Genomic DNA, 17,006 nt, shown 5'->3' on the forward strand with positions numbered 1-17,006 from the left:
CTTGAGCACGCGCACGCCGCTGATGGCGGGCAACTGGAAGATGAACCTCAACCACCTCGAGGCCATCGCGCACGTCCAGAAGCTCGCCTTCGCCCTGGCCGACAAGGACTACGAGGCCGTCGAGGTCGCCGTCCTGCCGCCCTTCACCGACCTGCGCTCCGTGCAGACCCTGGTCGACGGCGACAAGCTCAAGATCAAGTACGGCGCCCAGGACATCTCCCAGCACGACTCCGGCGCCTACACCGGCGAGATCTCCGGCCCGATGCTGGCCAAGCTCAAGTGCACCTACGTGGTCATCGGCCACTCCGAGCGCCGCCAGTATCACAACGAGACCGACGAGCTGGTCAACGCCAAGGTCAAGGCCGCCTACAAGCACGGCCTCACCCCGATCCTGTGCGTCGGCGAGGAGCTGGACGTCCGCGAGGCGGGCAACCACGTCTCCCACACCCTCGCCCAGGTCGAGGGCGGTCTGAAGGACCTCCCGGCCGAGCAGGCCGAGACGATCGTGATCGCCTACGAGCCCGTGTGGGCCATCGGCACCGGCAAGGTCTGCGGCGCCGAGGACGCCCAGGAGGTCTGCGCCGCCATCCGCGCCAAGATCGCCGAGCTGTACAGCCAGGACGTGGCCGACAAGGTCCGCATCCAGTACGGCGGCTCCGTGAAGTCGGGCAACGTCGCCGAGATCATGGCCCAGGCCGACATCGACGGCGCTCTGGTCGGCGGCGCCTCGCTGGACGCCGACGAGTTCGTCAAGATCGTGCGGTTCCGCGACCAGTGACGCGGGCTGTGAGTAGGCGGTAGCGGCAATACGTCGTACCCTTGCGGGGGCGCAGCCGGGACGCTGTGCCCCCGTCGTCCATCCGAATCCGAGGAAGTTGGTCCAGCCGTGGTTGTGGGGTTCTCGATCGCCCTGATCATCTTCAGCCTGCTGCTGATGCTGCTGGTGCTGATGCACAAGGGGAAGGGCGGCGGCCTCTCCGACATGTTCGGCGGTGGCATGGCGTCGTCCGTCGGCGGCTCGTCGGTCGCCGAGCGCAACCTCGACCGGATCACCATCGTGATCGGGCTGCTCTGGTTCGCGTGCATCATCGTCCTCGGCATCCTCATGAAGACGAACAGCTGACACCATCGCAGCACACACATCACGCATATTCGGTACGTAAGGCCCCATGTTCGGTACGCGCTCCAGGGCGCGGCCTATCATGGGGCTTGCGTCTGGGTGTGGGGCTGGTAACTCCCAACACTGGACGCGCGTTGGGCCTTACGTAGACTGAGGCGCTCGCAGCGGAGCGAAACGCCGACTCGCTTCGCGGCACCATCACGCAGGGAGTTACGACCGTGGCAAGTGGCAACGCGATCCGAGGAAGCCGGGTCGGGGCGGGGCCGATGGGCGAGGCCGAGCGCGGCGAGTCCGCGCCGCGTCTGCGCGTCTCCTTCTGGTGCTCCAACGGGCACGAGACGCAGCCGAGCTTCGCCAGCGACGCGCAGGTCCCCGACACCTGGGACTGCCCCCGCTGCGGCTTCCCGGCCGGCCAGGACCGGGACAACCCGCCGGACCCGCCGCGCACCGAGCCGTACAAGACGCACCTCGCGTACGTACGGGAGCGGCGCAGCGACGCGGACGGCGAGGCGATCCTCGCCGAGGCGCTCGCCAAACTGCGGGGCGAGATCTAGGAGTTGACACCGGCCGGGCGCCTTCCAGGTGCCCGGCCGGAGCCCTGTCGCCCCCGCTCGCACGGCCGATTGTCAGTGCCGCCCTCTACGGTTGTCGGTGCAGGCGAGAACCGCGCGAGGGGAGCTGACGGCAGTGGTCGGCACGGGGGAGACCAGGACGGGCCAGAGCCGTGCGCCCGGATGGCGCGGGGGCTTCGGACGGCTGTGGACGGCCGCCGTGGTCTCCCGGTTCGGGGACGCGTTACGGACCTCCGCGCTGCCCCTGCTCGCCGTCCGGCTCAGTGACGAGCCCCTGGTCATCGCCTCCGTGACGGCCTGTGGTTACGTGCCCTGGCTGCTGTTCGGCCTGCTCGGCGGGGCTCTGGCCGACCGGGTCGACGGACGGCGTGCGATGTGGGCCGTGGACACGGTCCGCGGCCTGCTGGTGGCCGCGTTCGCGGTCACGGTGGGACTGGGCCACGCCTCGATCCCCCTGCTGCTCGTCCTCGCCTTCACGCTGACCACGCTCCAGACCCTCTTCGACAACGCCGCGACGGCCCTGCTGCCCGCCCTCCTGGACCGCGCGGCACTGGGCGGCGCCAACGCCCGTCTGATGACGGGTCAGCAGATCGCCGGCGGTCTGCTGGCCGCGCCGCTCGTGCCGCTGCTGCTGACGGCGGGCGTGGCCATGCCGTTCGCGGCCGACGCCGGCACCTTCCTGGTGGCTGCCGCCCTGGTGGCGTCCCTGCGGATGCGTCCACCGGAGCGCGCGCCCCGCCCGGCGGGCAGCACCCTGCGCACGGAGATCGGTGCGGGCCTGCGCGCCCTGTGGGGCGACCGGGCACTGCGCGCGATCTGCGTGGCCACGCTGCTGTGCAACATCGGCATGGGAGCCCTGATCGCCACCCTGGCGCTGCACGTGACACGCTGGCTCGACGCGGGCGACGCCGGATACGCGGCCGCGATGACGGCCTACTCGGTCGGCAGCATCGCCGGGGGATTCGCCGCGCAGCGCCTCGCGCTGCGCACCGGCCGGGTGCGGGCGCTGCTGGTCGCCGGCGCTGTCCAGACGTCGTCCCTGCTGCTCATCGGATCCGTACGGCACCTGGCCGCGCTCGTCGCCGGCATGCTGCTGCTCGGCGCCATGAACCTGGTGTGGAACGTCAACCAGGTCACCCTGATGCAGCAGCGCAGCCCCGGGGCCATGGTGGGCCGGATCGCCTCCGCGTTCCGCACGGCGTCCACGTCCGGTGCGCCGCTCGGCGCACTCCTCGGCGGGGTGGCCGCCCGCGCCTACGGGCTGAACGGCCCGGCCCTGCTCGCCGCGGTGCTCTTCGCCCTCGCCGTCACCTCGCTGATACCGGCCCGCATGCCGGACGTACCTGTTGTCGCGCCGCACGGCGATGTCACGACGGCTCGCGCCGAGCGGTGATCAACTAGGTTGGAACAGCTGGGACAGGCACGAAAGAAGGCGGAAGTCGGAAATGAACGCAGACGGCCGTACCAGGCTCAACCAGACGCCCGAGTGGACCGCTCTCGCCAAGCACCGCGAGGAGCTGGCCGACACCCATCTCAGGGAGCTGTTCGCCGCCGATCCCGGGCGCGGTGAGACCTACACGCTCCAGGTCGGCGATCTCTACATCGACTACTCCAAGCACCTCGTCACCGACGAGACGCTGCGGCTGCTGCGCGAGCTGGCCGCCGCCACGGACGTGTCCGGGCTCAGGGACGCCATGTTCCGTGGCGAGAAGATCAACGTCACGGAGAACCGGGCCGTGCTGCACACCGCCCTGCGCGCTCCGAGGGACGCGGTGATCGAGGTCGACGGCGAGAACGTCGTGCCGAAGGTGCACGCCGTCCTCGACAAGATGGCCGCCTTCGCCGAGCGGGTCCGCTCCGGCGAGTGGACCGGGCACACCGGCAGGCGGATCAGGAACGTGGTCAACGTCGGCATCGGCGGCTCCGACCTCGGCCCCGCGATGGCCTACGAGGTGCTGCGCAGCTTCACCGACCGGGCGCTGACGGTCCGCTTCGTCTCCAACGTGGACGGCGCCGACCTGCACGAGGCCACCCGCGACCTGGACCCTGCGGAGACGCTGTTCATCATCGCGTCCAAGACCTTCACCACCATCGAGACCATCACCAACGCCACCTCGGCGCGCAAGTGGCTGGTCGAGGGGCTGGGAGGCGACGAGGCGGCGGTGGCCCGGCACTTCGTGGCGCTGTCCACGAACGCGGAGAAGGTGACCGAGTTCGGCATCGACCCGGACAACATGTTCGAGTTCTGGGACTGGGTCGGCGGCCGGTACTCGTACGACTCGGCGATCGGCCTGTCGCTGATGATCGCCATCGGCCCGGACCGCTTCCGGGAGATGCTCGACGGCTTCCGGCTGATGGACGACCACTTCCGCACCGCGCCCGCCGAGGCCAACGCCCCGCTGATTCTGGGCCTGCTGGGCATCTGGTACGGCAACTTCCACGATGCCCAGTCGCACGCCGTGCTGCCGTACAGCCACTACCTGTCGAAGTTCACCGCCTACCTCCAGCAGCTGGACATGGAGTCCAACGGCAAGTCGGTGCAGCGCGACGGCCGGCCGGTGGAGTGGCAGACCGGGCCGGTGGTGTGGGGCACGCCGGGCACCAACGGGCAGCACGCCTACTACCAGTTGATCCACCAGGGCACCAGGCTGATCCCCGCGGACTTCATCGGCTTCGCCCGGCCGGTCGACGAGCTGAGCGGTGAACTCAAGGCGCAGCACGACCTGTTGATGGCGAACTTCTTCGCCCAGACCCAGGCCCTCGCCTTCGGCAAGACCGCCGAGGAGATCCGCGCGGAGGGCGTGGCGGAGGAGCTGGTCCCGCACAAGACCTTCCAGGGCAACCGGCCGACGACGACCATTCTGGCGAAGGAACTCACCCCGTCCGTCCTCGGCCAGCTGATCGCGCTCTACGAACACAAGGTGTTCGTGCAGGGCGCGGTGTGGAACATCGACTCCTTCGACCAGTGGGGGGTCGAACTGGGCAAGGTGCTGGCCAAGCGGATCGAACCCGCCCTGACCGAGGGCGCGGAGGTGCCCGGCCTGGACCCCTCCACCAAGGCCCTGGTCGCCCGGTACCGGCAGCTGCGCGGCCGGAGCTGACCCCGCCGGCCTCCGCGGCAGCCCTTTCTGTGCGCCCTCTGTGCCGATCCTTTAAGGTTGGGCGACTTCAGGGGAGGGGCACATGGCGTACAGAGGGCTCGCCGCGGCGGTCGCGGTGGCCGTGGTCGGGGTGTCGGCGGTGGGCTGCGGCAGCAGGGGGGAGCCGGCGGAGGCGAAGAACGGCCGGCCGGCACCGGCCTACCAGGCGCTGTCGGACGTGCCGGAGCGGCTGGGCAACGACGGCACGACCATCATGGTCGGCGACCCGGCCGCCCCCGTCACCGTGCACCTGTACGAGGACCCGCGGTGCCCGGTGTGCAAGGATTTCGAGACCGGCGGAGGAGCGCCGCGGCTGCGCGCGGCGACCATCCGGCGGGAGGCGAGGACCGAGTACACCCTGGCCTCCTTCCTGGACGACCGGCTCGGCGGCGCCGGGTCGAGAAAGGCGGTCAACGCCCTGCGGGCCGCCCTGGACAAGGGCAGGTTCGCCGAGTACCACGACGTGCTCTACGCCCACCAGCCCGAGGAGAGCGTCGACGGGTTCACCGACGCCTTCCTGCTGAAGCTGGCCGCGCGCGTTCCCGGGCTGCGCGGCCCGGACTTCGACTCGGCGGTGAAGACCATGAAGTACCGCTCCTTCGTGGACCAGGCCGAGGAGGTGTACGAGGAGGCGGGTGGAGCACAGGACCCCCACGGCCCCGGCACCCCGACCGCCGAGATCGACGACGTGCGCATCCCGGCCGAGTACAACGCGGTGCTGTTCGACGGCGACGCCTTCGCCGGGCTGCTCACGAAGATCCGGGCCCACCCCGAGCAGTGGCACGACGTCGCACCCTGACGGCCGTCAGGCCACCGCGCTGAAGGTGTCCGCGAGGCGCCCGCGTGCCGAGCGGGCCGCGGGCAGCGCGGCCAGTCCCGCCGCCCCCAGCACGGCGGCCGCACCCAGCGCGAGCAGCAGTACGGGCGAGGGGGCCTGGGCGATACCGGCCCCGATCCCGCTGGAGCTGCCCTGGGCGTCGATCAGCCGGTGGCCCAGCGGCAGCCCCAGCGCCGTGGCGGCGATCGCCGCGGCCAGGGCCGTACAGCTCGTCGCCGTGACGGTGATCGCGGTGATCTGCCGTGGCGACATGCCGATCGCCTTCAGCGCCAGCACGTCCCGTTCGCCCTCGCGGATGCTGCCGCCGATGGCGGTGAGCAGCTCGACCAGCCCGATCAGGGCCAGCACGGCGATCAGTCCGGCGACGACGCCGCGCAGCGGGGACAGCCCGTCGGCCGGGTTCGTCACGGGGTGCACATCGAGGTGCCCCCGGCCGGACCGGGCGAGCGCGGCGGCCACGCTCTTCGCGTCGGCGCCGGGGCGCAGCCGCAGTTCCCAGAAGGCCGGGGTCAGCGCGGGGTCGTTCTCGCGCAGGGTGTCCAGGGAGGTGGTCACGACCCGGCCGGCGTTCTGCGGTTCGATGCTGCGGCCGACGATGTGCAGGATCTGCGGCCGGTCGCCCACCGTCATGCGCACCCAGTCGCCGACCCGCGCGTGCAGCAGGTCCAGCAGGCCCTGGCCGGCCACCGCCTCGTCCGGTCCGCGGGCCGCGCGGCCCGCGGCGAGGGCGTACGGGTAGGGCTCGGCGCGGGTGCCGACGCCGCGCAGCGCGATGGTGCCGGTCTGGCCGGGGACCAGCGCGGCGACCTCGACTCCGGGATAGGCGGCGGCGACCCGGGGGTCGCCGGTCAGCACGGACCGCACCCCGGACGCGGTCAGGGCGCCGTCCGTGCGGACGGTGAGCGAGGTGGGCAGGCCCACGCGGTCGGGGCTGCTGTGGAAGCGGTCGATCGTGGTCCAGGCGCTGAGCGCCACCACGATCAGCAGCAGCGGCAGCGTCAGCCGGGCCACCGCGGCCAGCGACCGGCCGCGCCCCGCGAACGCCTTGTGGCAGCCGAGGACCAGGGCGGCCGGCAGCCGCAGACCGAGCGCCCGCCGGGCCACACCGGTCAGCCGACCGACGGCCGGCCCGGCGCGGCGCGGCACGGGAACCGGCGGTACCCGACCGGCCCGCCACGCCGCGAGACCCGTGGTCAGGCCGATGAACAGCACCGCGCTCACGGGCACCACGCACAGCGCCACCGTGTGCCCGGGCAGCCCCTGCCAGACGCCCACGGCGTCCCCGAGCCGGCCCGGGATCCGGCGGCCCAGGGTCTCGGCGAGCGCGGCCGCGGCGAGAGAGCCGAGCAGGGCGTACGCCAGGTGCTGGAGCAGGAAGATCCGCACCACCTGGCCGGGCGTGAAGCCGATCGCCTTCAGCACCGAGATGTCCCGCAGATGCCCCCGGATGCGGGTGGCGATCGCGCCGTGCACGGCGAACCCGGCGGCGATCAGGGCACCCAGGCCGAACAGGCCGAGCACCTGGCCCAGCAGCCGGTCGTCGCCCTGGGCCGCCGAGCGCGCCTGCTGCCAGGTGGACACCTCGCCGACCGCGCCCGCCCCCAGCACGGTGACCGCCCGCTGCACCGCGTAGTCCGTGTCGGCCGGGTCGGCGAGCCGCAGGCCGATCACCTGGCCGCCGGGGGCGCGTACGGCGGACGGCAGCGCCCAGACCAGCCCCGGCTGCTCGCCCGGGCTGTAGCGGGGCTCGGCGCTGTCCGCGATGCCCTCCACGGTCAGGGTGCGGGCCGTACCGGGCAGGGTGAGGGTGTCCCCGGGCTCGGCCAGCAGCGCGCGGGCCAGGCTGCTCTCCAGCACCACGCCGTCCGGTTCGGCCGGGTCCAGCCAGTGCCCGGAGGCGAGCAGCGGCCGCCCGACGGAAGGCAGCCGCGGAGTGCCGCGCAGCTCCACGGAGGCGCGGGCGCCGCGTACGGAGACGGTGGCGGACTCGGTGCGGTAGGGGCCGGCCACGGCCTGGACCCCGTCCAGCCGGGCCAGGGCGCCGGCGTCGGCGGACGGCACGGTGTGGATCCACACGTGCGCCCCGCGGGCCTGGGTGAAGACCCGCTGCCAGGGATTGGTGGCGTACCCGAACAGGGCGGTGGCCAGCAGCAGCGAGGCGACGATCCCGGCGGTGGCCAGCATGAGGAACAGCGCCTCGCCCCGGTGCGTGCGCAGGTCGGAGTGCGCCCAGCGGAGGGCGGCCCGCACATCCCTGAGATCCGGCACCGTCAGTCCCTCAGCTCCAGCACGCCCGAGATGCCCGGCCTGCGGGGCGCGGGCGCGCCGTCCAGCGGGGCGTCGTCGGCTATGCGGCCGTCGAAGAAGCTGATCACGCGGTCGGCGGCGCTCGCGAGCCGGGCGTCGTGCGTGACGAGGACGATGGTCTGACCACGCCCGTGGAAGCGGGACAGCAGCCGCATCACCTCGCGCGTGCCCTTGCTGTCCAGGCTGCCGGCGGGCTCGTCGGCCAGCAGCAGCGCGGGATGGTTGACCAGGGCGCGGGCGAGCGCGACCCGCTGCTGCTCGCCGCCGGACAGCTCGCCCGGCATGCTGCGCTCCTTGCCCGCCAGCCCCAGCTCGGCCAGCAGCTCCTCGCGTTCGGCGCGCGCCTTCTTCGGCGGGACGCCGGCGAGCAGGGCGGGCAGCTCGACGTTGTCGGCGACGGACAGGTTCGACACCAGGTTGAAGAACTGGAACACGATCCCGATGGCCTTGCGGCGCTCCACCGCCCAGCGCGCCTCGCTGAAGGAGTCCGTGCAGCGCCCGTCCAGCCAGATGCTGCCCTCGTCCGGCCGCTGCAGCCCGCCGAGCAGATGCAGCAGCGTGGACTTGCCGGCGCCCGACGGGCCGGTGATCGCGACGAACTCGCCGCGCGCCACGGACAGGTCGACCCCGCGCACGGCGTGTGCGGGCGCGCCCTCGCCGTGGTGGGTCTTCACCAGGCCCTCGGCCCGCAGCACGGGAACCGTGTCCTCGCTCATTCCAGTTCCTCCTGGCACCGCTCCAGCCAGTCGAGGTCGGCCTGCAGATGCAGCATCGCGCCCTCGATGAGCAGGTGGGCGATGCGGTTGTCCCGGTTCTCGGCCGCGGCCAGTTTCGACAGGTTGCGCATGGTGTTGAGGTACTGGCGCCGCTGCTTGTTGATGAGGGCCATCTGGTCGGCGAGACCGGTCTGCGGGGCGAGGGCGAGCTTCATGAAGAACTCGTCCCGCACCCGCGGCTCGTCCTCGGTCTCCTCGAACCAGGCGTGCAGCGCCTCGCGCCCGGCGTCGGTGAGGTGGTAGACCTTCTTGTTGGGCCGGCTGGACTGCTCGACGTCCTCGCCCTCGATCAGTCCCGACTTCTCGAGGCGGCCGAGGGTGACGTAGATCTGGCCGACGTTGGGCTGAGGGTACGCGGAGCCCAGCAGTTGCTCAAGGTCCTGCTTCAGCTCGTAGCCGTGGGCCGGGCCGCGGGCGAGGAGTGCCAGGAGGGGCAGGCGCACGCGTGCTGTCCTCCTGTCCTCTCACAATGTGCTCCAGGCCCTAGTATCGCCCATACCTAACAGGTATACATGGCCCTGTCCCGGGCGAGGACGCCCGGAGCCGTGTGTACGTGTTCAGGGAGGAACCTATGCGGTGGATACGCGCCGCCGGTAGGGGTCTCCTCGTACTCGCCGTGATCATGACGGGGTACGTCGCCTCCGGCGCCCATGCCGACGACGCGGGCGGCGACGGCCGCGGCCCGCTCACCCTGGCCACCGCCGGGGACCTCACCGGCTATCTCGCCCCGCTGCTGCAGGGCTGGAACCGCACCCACCCCGGCGAGAAGGTCACCCTCGTCGAGCTGCCGGACTCCGCCGACGAGACCCACGCGCAGATGACCACCGATCTGCGCGGCGGCGACCGCGGCCGCTTCGACGTCCTCAACATCGACGTCAACTGGACCTCGGAGTTCGCGGCGGCCGGCTGGATCCGCCCGCTGCCGCGCGACCGCTTCCCGCTGCAGAGCTTCCTGCCGCCGGTCGTGGACACGGCCACCTACGACGGCCGCCTGTATGCGGTCCCGTATGTCACGAATGCCGGACTCCTCCTGTATCGCAAGGACATCCTCGCCAAGGAGGGCGTGCCCCCGCCGCGCACCTGGGCCGAGCTGGAGCACGACGCGAAGACCATCGCGCCCAAGTACGGACTCGACGGCTACGCGGGCCAGTTCCTGCCCTACGAGGGCCTCACCGTGAACGCGGCCGAGGCCGTCTACTCGGCGGGCGGCACCATCCTGGGCGGCGAGGGGACACGGGTCACCGTCGACTCCTCCGCCGCCCGCGAGGGTATCGGCTTCCTCGCCCGCGGCGTGCGCGAGGGCTGGATACCGAAGGCGGCGCTGACGTACAAGGAGGAGGAGTCCAAGCAGGCCTTCCAGGACGGCAGGCTGCTCTTCCTGCGCAACTGGCCCTACGCCTACGCCCTTGCCTCCGCCAGGGGCTCCAAGGTCGCCGGGAGGATCGGCGCCGTGCCGATCCCCGGACCCGACGGGCCGGGCACCAGCGTGCTCGGCGGCTCCGACCTCGCCGTCAACTCCCACACCCGGCACCCCGACTCGGCCGCGCGCCTGATCGCCTATCTCACCAGCGCGCCCGTCCAGCGCCAGGTGCTCACCCGGGGTTCGCTGCCGCCCGTGCGCGCCGCGCTCTACGAAGACCCGGCCCTGATCCGGCGCTTCCCCTACCTGCCGACGCTGCGCACCGCCGTGCTCACCGCCCGCACGCGCCCCAAGAGCCCGCACTACGACCAGGTCAGCCTGGTGGTGCAGGCGGTGATGCAGGACGCGCTCACCGGGCGCGAGACGCCCGGGCAGGCCGTGCGCCGGCTGGCGCGCGAGCTCGACGCGATCGCCCGTCGCTGACCCCGCTGCTAGTTACTTGTTAGGTAACGCCCGGATCTCATCTCGGTTCATGATGCCCCATTAAGTCCGGAATTGTTCCCTCAACTCTCCAGTAGCTTCCGTTCTTTTCGTTGACACCCTCGCGACACGGCTACCTAACATGCATGCATAACCGCTGCCCTTCGCAGCTGGCCCTTCGGAAAGACAGGCACAAGGGTTGAACAGGCATCATTGGTGGCGTGACGCGGTGATCTACCAGGTCTACGTCCGCAGCTTCCTCGACAGCACCGGCGACGGCGTCGGCGATCTGGCCGGAGTCCGGGCCGGACTGCCGTACCTGAAGAAACTCGGCGTCGACGGCATCTGGCTGAGCCCGTTCTACCCCTCGCCGCAGCACGACCACGGTTACGACGTGGCCGACTACTGCGACGTCGACCCGCTCTTCGGCGACCTCGCCGAGTTCGACCTGCTGATGGCGGCGGCCCGGCGGCTCGGCATCAAGGTGCTCCTCGACATCGTCCCGAACCACTGCTCCAGCGAGCACCCCTGGTTCCGCGAGGCACTGCAGAGCGCCCCCGGCAGCCCGGCCCGCGCCCGCTTCCACTTCGCCGACGGGCGCGGACCCGACGGCGCCGAACCGCCCAACAACTGGCACGCCATGTTCGGCGGCCCCGCTTGGACCCGGGTCGGTGACGGCCAGTGGTACCTGCACATGTTCACGCCCGAGCAGCCCGACTGGAACTGGCGCAACCCCGAGGTCGCCGACGAGTTCGACCGCGTCCTGCGGTTCTGGCTCGACCGGGGCGTGGACGGCTTCCGCATCGATGTGGCCGCCGGACTGTTCAAGCACCCCGAACTGCCCGACTCCGACGACCCGGAGGCCGACGCCCGCACCCGTGACTCGGTCAACCCGCTCGCCTGGAACCAGCCCGAGGTGCACGGCGTGTGGCGCCGCTGGCGCGCCCTGTGCGAGGAGTACACCGCACGCGACGGCCGCGAACGCCTCCTCGTCGGCGAGGTCTCCGTCCCCACCGCCCGCGAACACGCGCTGTACGTCCGCCCGGACGAACTCCACCAGGCCTTCTTCTTCGACCTGCTCGGCGCCCCCTGGGACGCCGACGCCTTCCGCAAGGTCATCTCCGAGGCCATGCAGGACATCGCCGGCACCGGCTCGACGGTCACCTGGGTCCTCAACAACCACGACCAGGTCCGCACCGTCACCCGCTACGGCGAACCCGCCCCCGAGGGCAGCGGCCTCGGCGCCGCCCGCGCCCGCGCCGCCGCACTGCTGATGCTGGCGCTGCCCGGCGCCGCGTACATCTACCAGGGCGAGGAACTGGGCCTGCCCGAGGTCGTCGACCTGCCCGACGACGTCCTCACCGACCCGATCTTCCGCCGCACCGGCAGCCGCGCCCGGATCCGCGACGGCTGCCGGGTGCCGCTGCCCTGGTCCGGCCAGGCCTCCCCGTTCGGCTTCACCTCCGGAGTCGAGGGGGTCAAGCCCTGGCTGCCGCAGCCGGACTACTTCGCCGAGTACGCCACCGACCGCGCCCTCGCCGACACCCGCTCCTTCTGGCACCTGTACCGCGACGGCCTGCAGCTCAGGCGCTCCCTGCCGCAGTTGGGCGAGGGCACGCTGACCTGGCTCGACTCCCAGCCCGGCGTTCTCGCCTTCACCCGCGGCGACGGCCTGGTCTGCGCCGTCAACTTCGGCACGGCCCCCGTGCCCGCCCCCGTCTCCGGCGCTCCCCTGCTCTCCAGCGGCTCCTGCCCGGCCGGCGTCCTGCCGGGCGCCACGGCCGCCTGGTGGCTCAGCGACCTGTGATCAACCACCTCTCGAAAAGGACATCGACGATGATGCGACGCCGTACCACCCTGCTCACCGGCTGCACAGCCCTCGCCCTCGCCCTCGGCGCCACCGCCTGCGGCGGCGGGCCGGTCTCCGCCGGCGGCGGCGACAAGGCGCTCAGCGGCCAGACCGTCACCGTGGCCGGCGTCTGGACCGGCAGCGAGCAGAAGAACTTCCAGAAGGTGCTGGACGCGTTCACCGCGAAGACCGGCGCCAAGACCCAGTTCATCTCCACCGGCGACAACGTCTCCACGGTCGTCGGCAGCAAGATCGAGGGCGGCAACGCACCCGACGTCGTGATGGTCCCGCAGGTCGGCGTCCTGCAGCAGTTCGCGAAGAAGGGCTGGCTCAAGCCCCTGTCCGCCACCGCCCAGCAGACGATCACCGCCGACTACGCGCCGGTGTGGAAGAAGTACGGCAGCGTCGACGGCACCGTCTACGGCCTGTACTTCAAGGCCGCCCACAAGTCCACCGTCTGGTACAGCCCCGACGCGCTCGCCCAGGCCGGGGTCAAGCCGCCGAAGACGTACGACGAGATGCTCAAGGACGGGCACACCGTCTCCGACTCCGGGCTCGCCGCCTTCGCCATCGGCGGCGAGGACGGCTGGACCCTCACCGACTGGTTCGAGAACATCTACCTCTCCCAGGCCGGACCCGAGAAGTACGACGCGCTCGCCGCGCACAAGCTCAAGTGGACGGACGCGTCGGTCGTCAAGGCGCTCACCACGCTCGGCAAGCTGTTCAAGGACAAGCAGCTGATCGCGGGCGGCCAGAAGGAGGCGCTGAACACCGACTTCCCCGGCTCGGTGGAGAAGGTGTTCGGTCCCAAGCCCGAGGCCGGCATGGTCTACGAGGGCGACTTCGTGGGCGGAGTCGCGCACGACCAGTTCGGCAAGACCATCGGCAAGGACGCGAACTTCTTCCCGTTCCCGGCGGTCGACGGCGGCACGGCGCCGGTCGTCAGCGGCGGTGACGCTGCGGTCGTCCTCAAGGACGGCAAGAACAGCAAGGCCGGCATGAAGCTCCTGGAGTACCTGGCCACTCCCGAGGCCGCGGCCGTCTGGGCCAAGGCGGGCGGCTTCCTGTCCCCGAACAAGAAGCTCGACCCGGCCTCCTACGGCGACGACGTCACCCGCGCCACCGCCAAGTCCCTGATCGACGCGGGCGACTCGGTCCGCTTCGACATGTCCGACCAGGCGCCGGCGGCCTTCGGCGGCACCAAGGGCGCAGGGGAGTGGAAGCTGCTCCAGGACTTCCTGCGCGACCCGTCCGACCCCAAGGGCACGGCGGCGAAGCTGGAGTCGGCCGCGGCGAAGGCCTACCAGGACTGACCATGGCCGCCACCACTGTTGTGAAACAGCGGGCGGCCGAGCCGGCCGCCGCCGGCGTGGCGCGCGGGCGCCGCGGCCGGCGGCGGGCCCGGCTGATCGCCCTGCTCTTCGTCTTCCCCGCGCTGCTCCTGCTCGGCGCGCTCGTCGTCTACCCGGTGCTGTTCTCCGTCGGCCGCAGCTTCTTCGACGCCTCCGGCACCCGGTTCGTGGGCGGCGGCAACTACGCCGAGATGTTCCGTGACCCGGCGACCCTGAAGGCCATCCGCAACACCACCATCTGGGTGGTCGTGGCCCCGGCCCTGCTGACCGGCCTGGGCCTGATCCTGGCCGTCCTGGTGGAGAAGGTCCGCTGGGCCACCGCCTTCAAGCTGCTGCTCTTCATGCCGATGGCGGTGTCCTTCCTGGCCGCCGGCATCATCTTCCGGCTCGCCTACGACGAGGACCCGAACAAGGGCGTGCTGAACGCGGCCGTGGTCTCCGTCCACGACGCCTTCAAGGGCACCGCGGCCTACCCGACGGCGCGCGGCCGCACGGGCCTGCTGACCCAGGACCGGGACGGCTCGTACCGTACGACCGCCGACGCCGGGCACACGGTGACGCTCCCCATGGTCGGCGTGCTGCCCAAGGACCTGCCCCAGGGCGCCGAGCCCGCCGCTGCGGCGGCCTCGCGCCCGGCCGCGCCCGGCGAACTGCGCGGTGTCGTCTACCTGGACTTCACCCCCGGCGGCGGAGGCAGACAGGGCAAGGTCGACCCGAAGGAGAGCGGCCTGCCCGGCATGAAGGTGCAGGCGGTGCGCGACGGGCGGACCGTCGCGAGCGCGACCACCGCGGCCGACGGCTCCTTCCGCTTCTCCGGACTGCGCGCCGGCACCTACACGGTGAAGCTCCCGGCGTCCAACTTCGCCCAGCCCTACCAGGGCGTCTCCTGGCTCGGGCCGACGCTCGTCACCCCGGCGATCATCGGCGCCTACCTGTGGATCTGGACCGGCTTCGCGATGGTCCTGATCGGCGCCGGTCTGTCCACACTGCCCCGGGACGCGCTGGAGGCGGCCCGGATGGACGGCGCCAACGAGTGGCAGATCTTCCGCAGGATCACCGTCCCCCTGCTGGCCCCCGTCCTCACGGTCGTCTTCGTCACGCTCGTGATCAACGTGATGAAGGTCTTCGACCTCGTCTACATCATCGCGCCCGGACCGGTGCAGGAGGACGCCACGGTGCTCGCCACCCAGATGTGGCTGGTGTCCTTCGGCGGCGGCAACAACCAGGGCCTGGGCAGCGCCCTCGGCGTGCTCCTGCTGCTGCTGGTGATCCCCGCGATGGTCTTCAACGTCCGGCGTTTCCGAAGGAGTCAGCGATGAGGAGTCAGCGATGAACGCGATCAGGCGGGGCCTGGGCAACGGCCTGGTGCAGGCCTTCCTGGTGGTGATCGGCCTGGTCTGGCTGACCCCCCTGGCCGGACTCTTCCTGTCCTCCCTGCGCTCGGCCCAGGACACGGCCAAGGGCGGCTGGTGGACGGCGTTCGCCAGCCCCGGCCAGCTGTCCTTCGACAACTACTCGGCGCTGCTGAAGAACTCCGGCATGGTGCAGGCCTTCTGGAACACCGTGCTGATCTCGGTGCCGGCCACCGCCCTGGTCGTGGTCATCGCCGCGCTCGCCGGATACGCCTTCGCCTGGCTGGACTTCCCGCTGCGGGAACCCCTCTTCCTGCTGGTGGTGGCCCTGCTGGTGGTGCCGGTGCAGATCGGCCTGCTGCCGGTGGCCAAACTCTTCGGCGCGCTGGGCCTGTTCGGCACGATCCCCGGAGTCGTCCTCTTCCACGTCGCCTACGGCCTGCCCTTCGCGGTGTTCCTGCTGCGGAACTACTTCGCGGAGATGCCGAAGGAGATGCTGGAGGCGGCCCGGATGGACGGCGGCAGCGAGTGGCGCATCTTCACCCGGCTCGTGCTGCCGGTGGGCCGTCCCGCGATCGCCTCGCTCGCCATCTTCCAGTTCCTGTGGGTGTGGAACGACATGCTGGTGGCGCTGCTGTTCGCGGACAGCTCCTCGCAGCCGCTGACGGTGGAACTCCAGTCGCAGATCCGGCAGTTCGGCAGCAACATCGACGTGCTGGCGCCGGGCGCCTTCCTGTCCCTGATCGTGCCGGTGGTGGTGTTCTTCGCCTTCCAGCGGCACTTCGTGCAGGGCGTGATGGCGGGCTCGGTCAAGTGACCGAGCCCGCCCGGGTCACGCGTACGTCCAGCGCCAGGCGCTGCCGCTGTAGGAGCACCTGATCGGGGTGCCGCCCGCGGTCGTGGTCGTCGCCCCGTGGTCGCCGCTGCGGCAGAACTGGCCCGCCTGGTAGCAGTTGCCCGCGTTGGAGACGATCGAGCAGGTGCCGCCGCCGCTGCTGCCGCCGCCGGTGCCGCCACTGCGCACGGTGCCGGAGGCGGCCCTGGTGACGGTCACCGTCGGTCCGGGCGTCCGCACGGTCTTCGTCCGGGTGACCGTGGGGCCGGGCTCCGGCTCGGCGGTCACGGTGGCCGTCGCCGTGACGGTCACCGTCGGCCGGGGCGTCGGCGCAGACGCCTTGGCCGTGCCGCCGGACTGGCCGCAGCCGGCCGCGCCGGCGGCCAGCAGCGCGACGCCGGCCGCCCACAGGCGCACCCGCCGGTACGGGCGCTGGTACGGGTTCACTCTCTTCCTCCCTGGGCCGCGCGGGGTCAGCCGTGGAAGGTGATGTAGCCGTTGCCGTCCCGGTCGTCGCGGGACTTGGTGTAGGCGTGGGTGTCCGCGTGGGCGCCGGAGGGCTTGTACAGGTAGATGGTGTCCTTGTCGTTGTTCCAGATGAAGTTGCAGTTCTGGCGGTAGACGACGTTCTTCGCGTCCGAGTCGGTGCCGTGGCCGCCGCGCAGCTTCACGTAGTCGCCGGGCTCGAGGTAGTGGTTGGACGGGAAGGTGAACCGGTTGCCGGCGGCGTCCTTGACGACGTAGCCCTTGAGGTTGACGGTCGTGCCGCGCGAGTAGTTCTTGATCGTCAGGTACTCGTCGCGGGTGTTGCCCGTCGAGCAGCTGTTGGAGTCCCGCCCCGGCGCGTCGTACTGGACGCCCTTGATCTTCAGGGCGGAGGAGTACTCGGTGGCCTGGGCCGGGGCCGGCACGACGACGGCGAGCGTTCCGGCCGTGACGGCGGTGGCGAGCGCGAAGCGTATGCGCATGATGAGGTCCCCCCTCAGTGGTGCGGATGCAGCGCATGGAGCTTACACACAAGTTGG

General features: G+C 71.4%; 16 protein-coding genes. 11 read left to right on the forward strand and 5 right to left on the reverse strand.

The annotated features are described in order from the left end of the window. Window position 1 precedes the first annotated feature (1 nt). The 6 genes from tpiA (at window position 2) to OG956_RS27785 (ending at window position 5,631) form a co-directional block, all read left to right on the forward strand. Window positions 2–778, forward strand: coding sequence for a triose-phosphate isomerase (gene tpiA, locus OG956_RS27760; RefSeq protein WP_330340730.1), 777 nt, complete (start codon window positions 2–4; stop codon window positions 776–778). Window positions 779–892: 114 nt separating this feature from the next. Beyond that, complete coding sequence (gene secG, locus OG956_RS27765; protein ID WP_330342966.1) at window positions 893–1,123, forward strand: preprotein translocase subunit SecG; 231 nt, start codon at window positions 893–895, stop codon at window positions 1,121–1,123. Between the two features lie 215 nt (window positions 1,124–1,338). After that, complete coding sequence (locus OG956_RS27770; RefSeq protein ID WP_078066843.1) at window positions 1,339–1,674, forward strand: RNA polymerase-binding protein RbpA; 336 nt, start codon at window positions 1,339–1,341, stop codon at window positions 1,672–1,674. A gap of 97 nt (window positions 1,675–1,771) precedes the next feature. Next, complete coding sequence (locus OG956_RS27775; RefSeq protein ID WP_443065619.1) at window positions 1,772–3,085, forward strand: MFS transporter; 1,314 nt, start codon at window positions 1,772–1,774, stop codon at window positions 3,083–3,085. A gap of 52 nt (window positions 3,086–3,137) precedes the next feature. Beyond that, the gene (gene pgi / locus OG956_RS27780) at window positions 3,138–4,793 is read left to right on the forward strand and encodes a glucose-6-phosphate isomerase (RefSeq protein WP_330340731.1); all 1,656 of its coding nucleotides are present in this window, start codon (window positions 3,138–3,140) and stop codon (window positions 4,791–4,793) included. Between the two features lie 82 nt (window positions 4,794–4,875). Then, the gene (locus OG956_RS27785) at window positions 4,876–5,631 is read left to right on the forward strand and encodes a DsbA family protein (protein WP_330340732.1); all 756 of its coding nucleotides are present in this window, start codon (window positions 4,876–4,878) and stop codon (window positions 5,629–5,631) included. Window positions 5,632–5,637: 6 nt separating this feature from the next. Here OG956_RS27785 and OG956_RS27790 read toward each other — a convergent pair whose 3' ends face one another. From OG956_RS27790 to OG956_RS27800, 3 genes are read right to left on the reverse strand one after another with little or no spacing between them, the layout of a single operon-like run. After that, window positions 5,638–7,920: an FtsX-like permease family protein gene (locus OG956_RS27790; RefSeq protein WP_330342968.1), complete on the reverse strand. Its 2,283-nt coding sequence runs from the start codon at window positions 7,918–7,920 to the stop codon at window positions 5,638–5,640. Window positions 7,921–7,940: 20 nt separating this feature from the next. Next, the gene (locus tag OG956_RS27795) at window positions 7,941–8,693 is read right to left on the reverse strand and encodes an ABC transporter ATP-binding protein (protein ID WP_330340733.1); all 753 of its coding nucleotides are present in this window, start codon (window positions 8,691–8,693) and stop codon (window positions 7,941–7,943) included. After that, on the reverse strand, window positions 8,690–9,196 hold the full coding sequence (locus OG956_RS27800) for a PadR family transcriptional regulator (RefSeq protein ID WP_330340734.1): 507 nt from the start codon (window positions 9,194–9,196) through the stop codon (window positions 8,690–8,692). Before OG956_RS27800 ends, OG956_RS27795 begins: the two co-directional genes overlap by 4 nt. A 128-nt stretch (window positions 9,197–9,324) precedes the next feature. Between OG956_RS27800 and OG956_RS27805 the strand changes: the two genes are divergently transcribed. The 5 genes from OG956_RS27805 to OG956_RS27825 all read left to right on the forward strand — a co-directional run bounded on the left by OG956_RS27805 (window position 9,325) and on the right by OG956_RS27825 (window position 15,963). Further along, window positions 9,325–10,596 (forward strand): ABC transporter substrate-binding protein, encoded by a 1,272-nt coding sequence (locus tag OG956_RS27805; protein WP_330340735.1) that lies wholly within the window; start codon window positions 9,325–9,327, stop codon window positions 10,594–10,596. Between the two features lie 196 nt (window positions 10,597–10,792). Beyond that, window positions 10,793–12,400: a glycoside hydrolase family 13 protein gene (locus tag OG956_RS27810; RefSeq protein WP_330340736.1), complete on the forward strand. Its 1,608-nt coding sequence runs from the start codon at window positions 10,793–10,795 to the stop codon at window positions 12,398–12,400. Window positions 12,401–12,429: 29 nt separating this feature from the next. Then, window positions 12,430–13,755, forward strand: a complete 1,326-nt coding sequence (locus tag OG956_RS27815; protein WP_330340737.1) for an ABC transporter substrate-binding protein — start codon at window positions 12,430–12,432, stop codon at window positions 13,753–13,755. A gap of 2 nt (window positions 13,756–13,757) precedes the next feature. Further along, the gene (locus tag OG956_RS27820; RefSeq protein ID WP_330340738.1) at window positions 13,758–15,113 is read left to right on the forward strand and encodes an ABC transporter permease; all 1,356 of its coding nucleotides are present in this window, start codon (window positions 13,758–13,760) and stop codon (window positions 15,111–15,113) included. A 10-nt stretch (window positions 15,114–15,123) separates the two neighbouring features. After that, window positions 15,124–15,963 (forward strand): carbohydrate ABC transporter permease, encoded by an 840-nt coding sequence (locus OG956_RS27825; RefSeq protein WP_330340739.1) that lies wholly within the window; start codon window positions 15,124–15,126, stop codon window positions 15,961–15,963. A gap of 15 nt (window positions 15,964–15,978) precedes the next feature. Here the strand turns inward: OG956_RS27825 and OG956_RS27830 are convergent, their stop codons facing one another. After that, window positions 15,979–16,428, reverse strand: a complete 450-nt coding sequence (locus OG956_RS27830) for a hypothetical protein (protein WP_330340740.1) — start codon at window positions 16,426–16,428, stop codon at window positions 15,979–15,981. A gap of 26 nt (window positions 16,429–16,454) precedes the next feature. Next, window positions 16,455–16,949, reverse strand: a complete 495-nt coding sequence (locus tag OG956_RS27835) for a lamin tail domain-containing protein (protein ID WP_330340741.1) — start codon at window positions 16,947–16,949, stop codon at window positions 16,455–16,457. Between the last annotated feature and the right edge of the window lie 57 nt (window positions 16,950–17,006).

Source organism: Streptomyces sp. NBC_00557 (assembly GCF_036345995.1).
Taxonomy (GTDB): Bacteria; Actinomycetota; Actinomycetes; order Streptomycetales; family Streptomycetaceae; genus Streptomyces.

What these genes read in the sequence shown, in the direction of transcription:
- OG956_RS27835 (WP_330340741.1), bottom strand. Translation starts at nt 16,949, where the DNA reads ATGCGCATACGCTTCGCGCTCGCCACCGCCGTCACGGCCGGAACGCTC.
- OG956_RS27805 (WP_330340735.1), top strand. Translation starts at nt 9,325, where the DNA reads ATGCGGTGGATACGCGCCGCCGGTAGGGGTCTCCTCGTACTCGCCGTG.
- OG956_RS27795 (WP_330340733.1), bottom strand. Translation starts at nt 8,693, where the DNA reads ATGAGCGAGGACACGGTTCCCGTGCTGCGGGCCGAGGGCCTGGTGAAG.
- pgi (WP_330340731.1), top strand. Translation starts at nt 3,138, where the DNA reads ATGAACGCAGACGGCCGTACCAGGCTCAACCAGACGCCCGAGTGGACC.
- OG956_RS27825 (WP_330340739.1), top strand. Translation starts at nt 15,124, where the DNA reads ATGAACGCGATCAGGCGGGGCCTGGGCAACGGCCTGGTGCAGGCCTTC.
- OG956_RS27815 (WP_330340737.1), top strand. Translation starts at nt 12,430, where the DNA reads ATGATGCGACGCCGTACCACCCTGCTCACCGGCTGCACAGCCCTCGCC.
- OG956_RS27785 (WP_330340732.1), top strand. Translation starts at nt 4,876, where the DNA reads ATGGCGTACAGAGGGCTCGCCGCGGCGGTCGCGGTGGCCGTGGTCGGG.
- OG956_RS27820 (WP_330340738.1), top strand. Translation starts at nt 13,758, where the DNA reads ATGGCCGCCACCACTGTTGTGAAACAGCGGGCGGCCGAGCCGGCCGCC.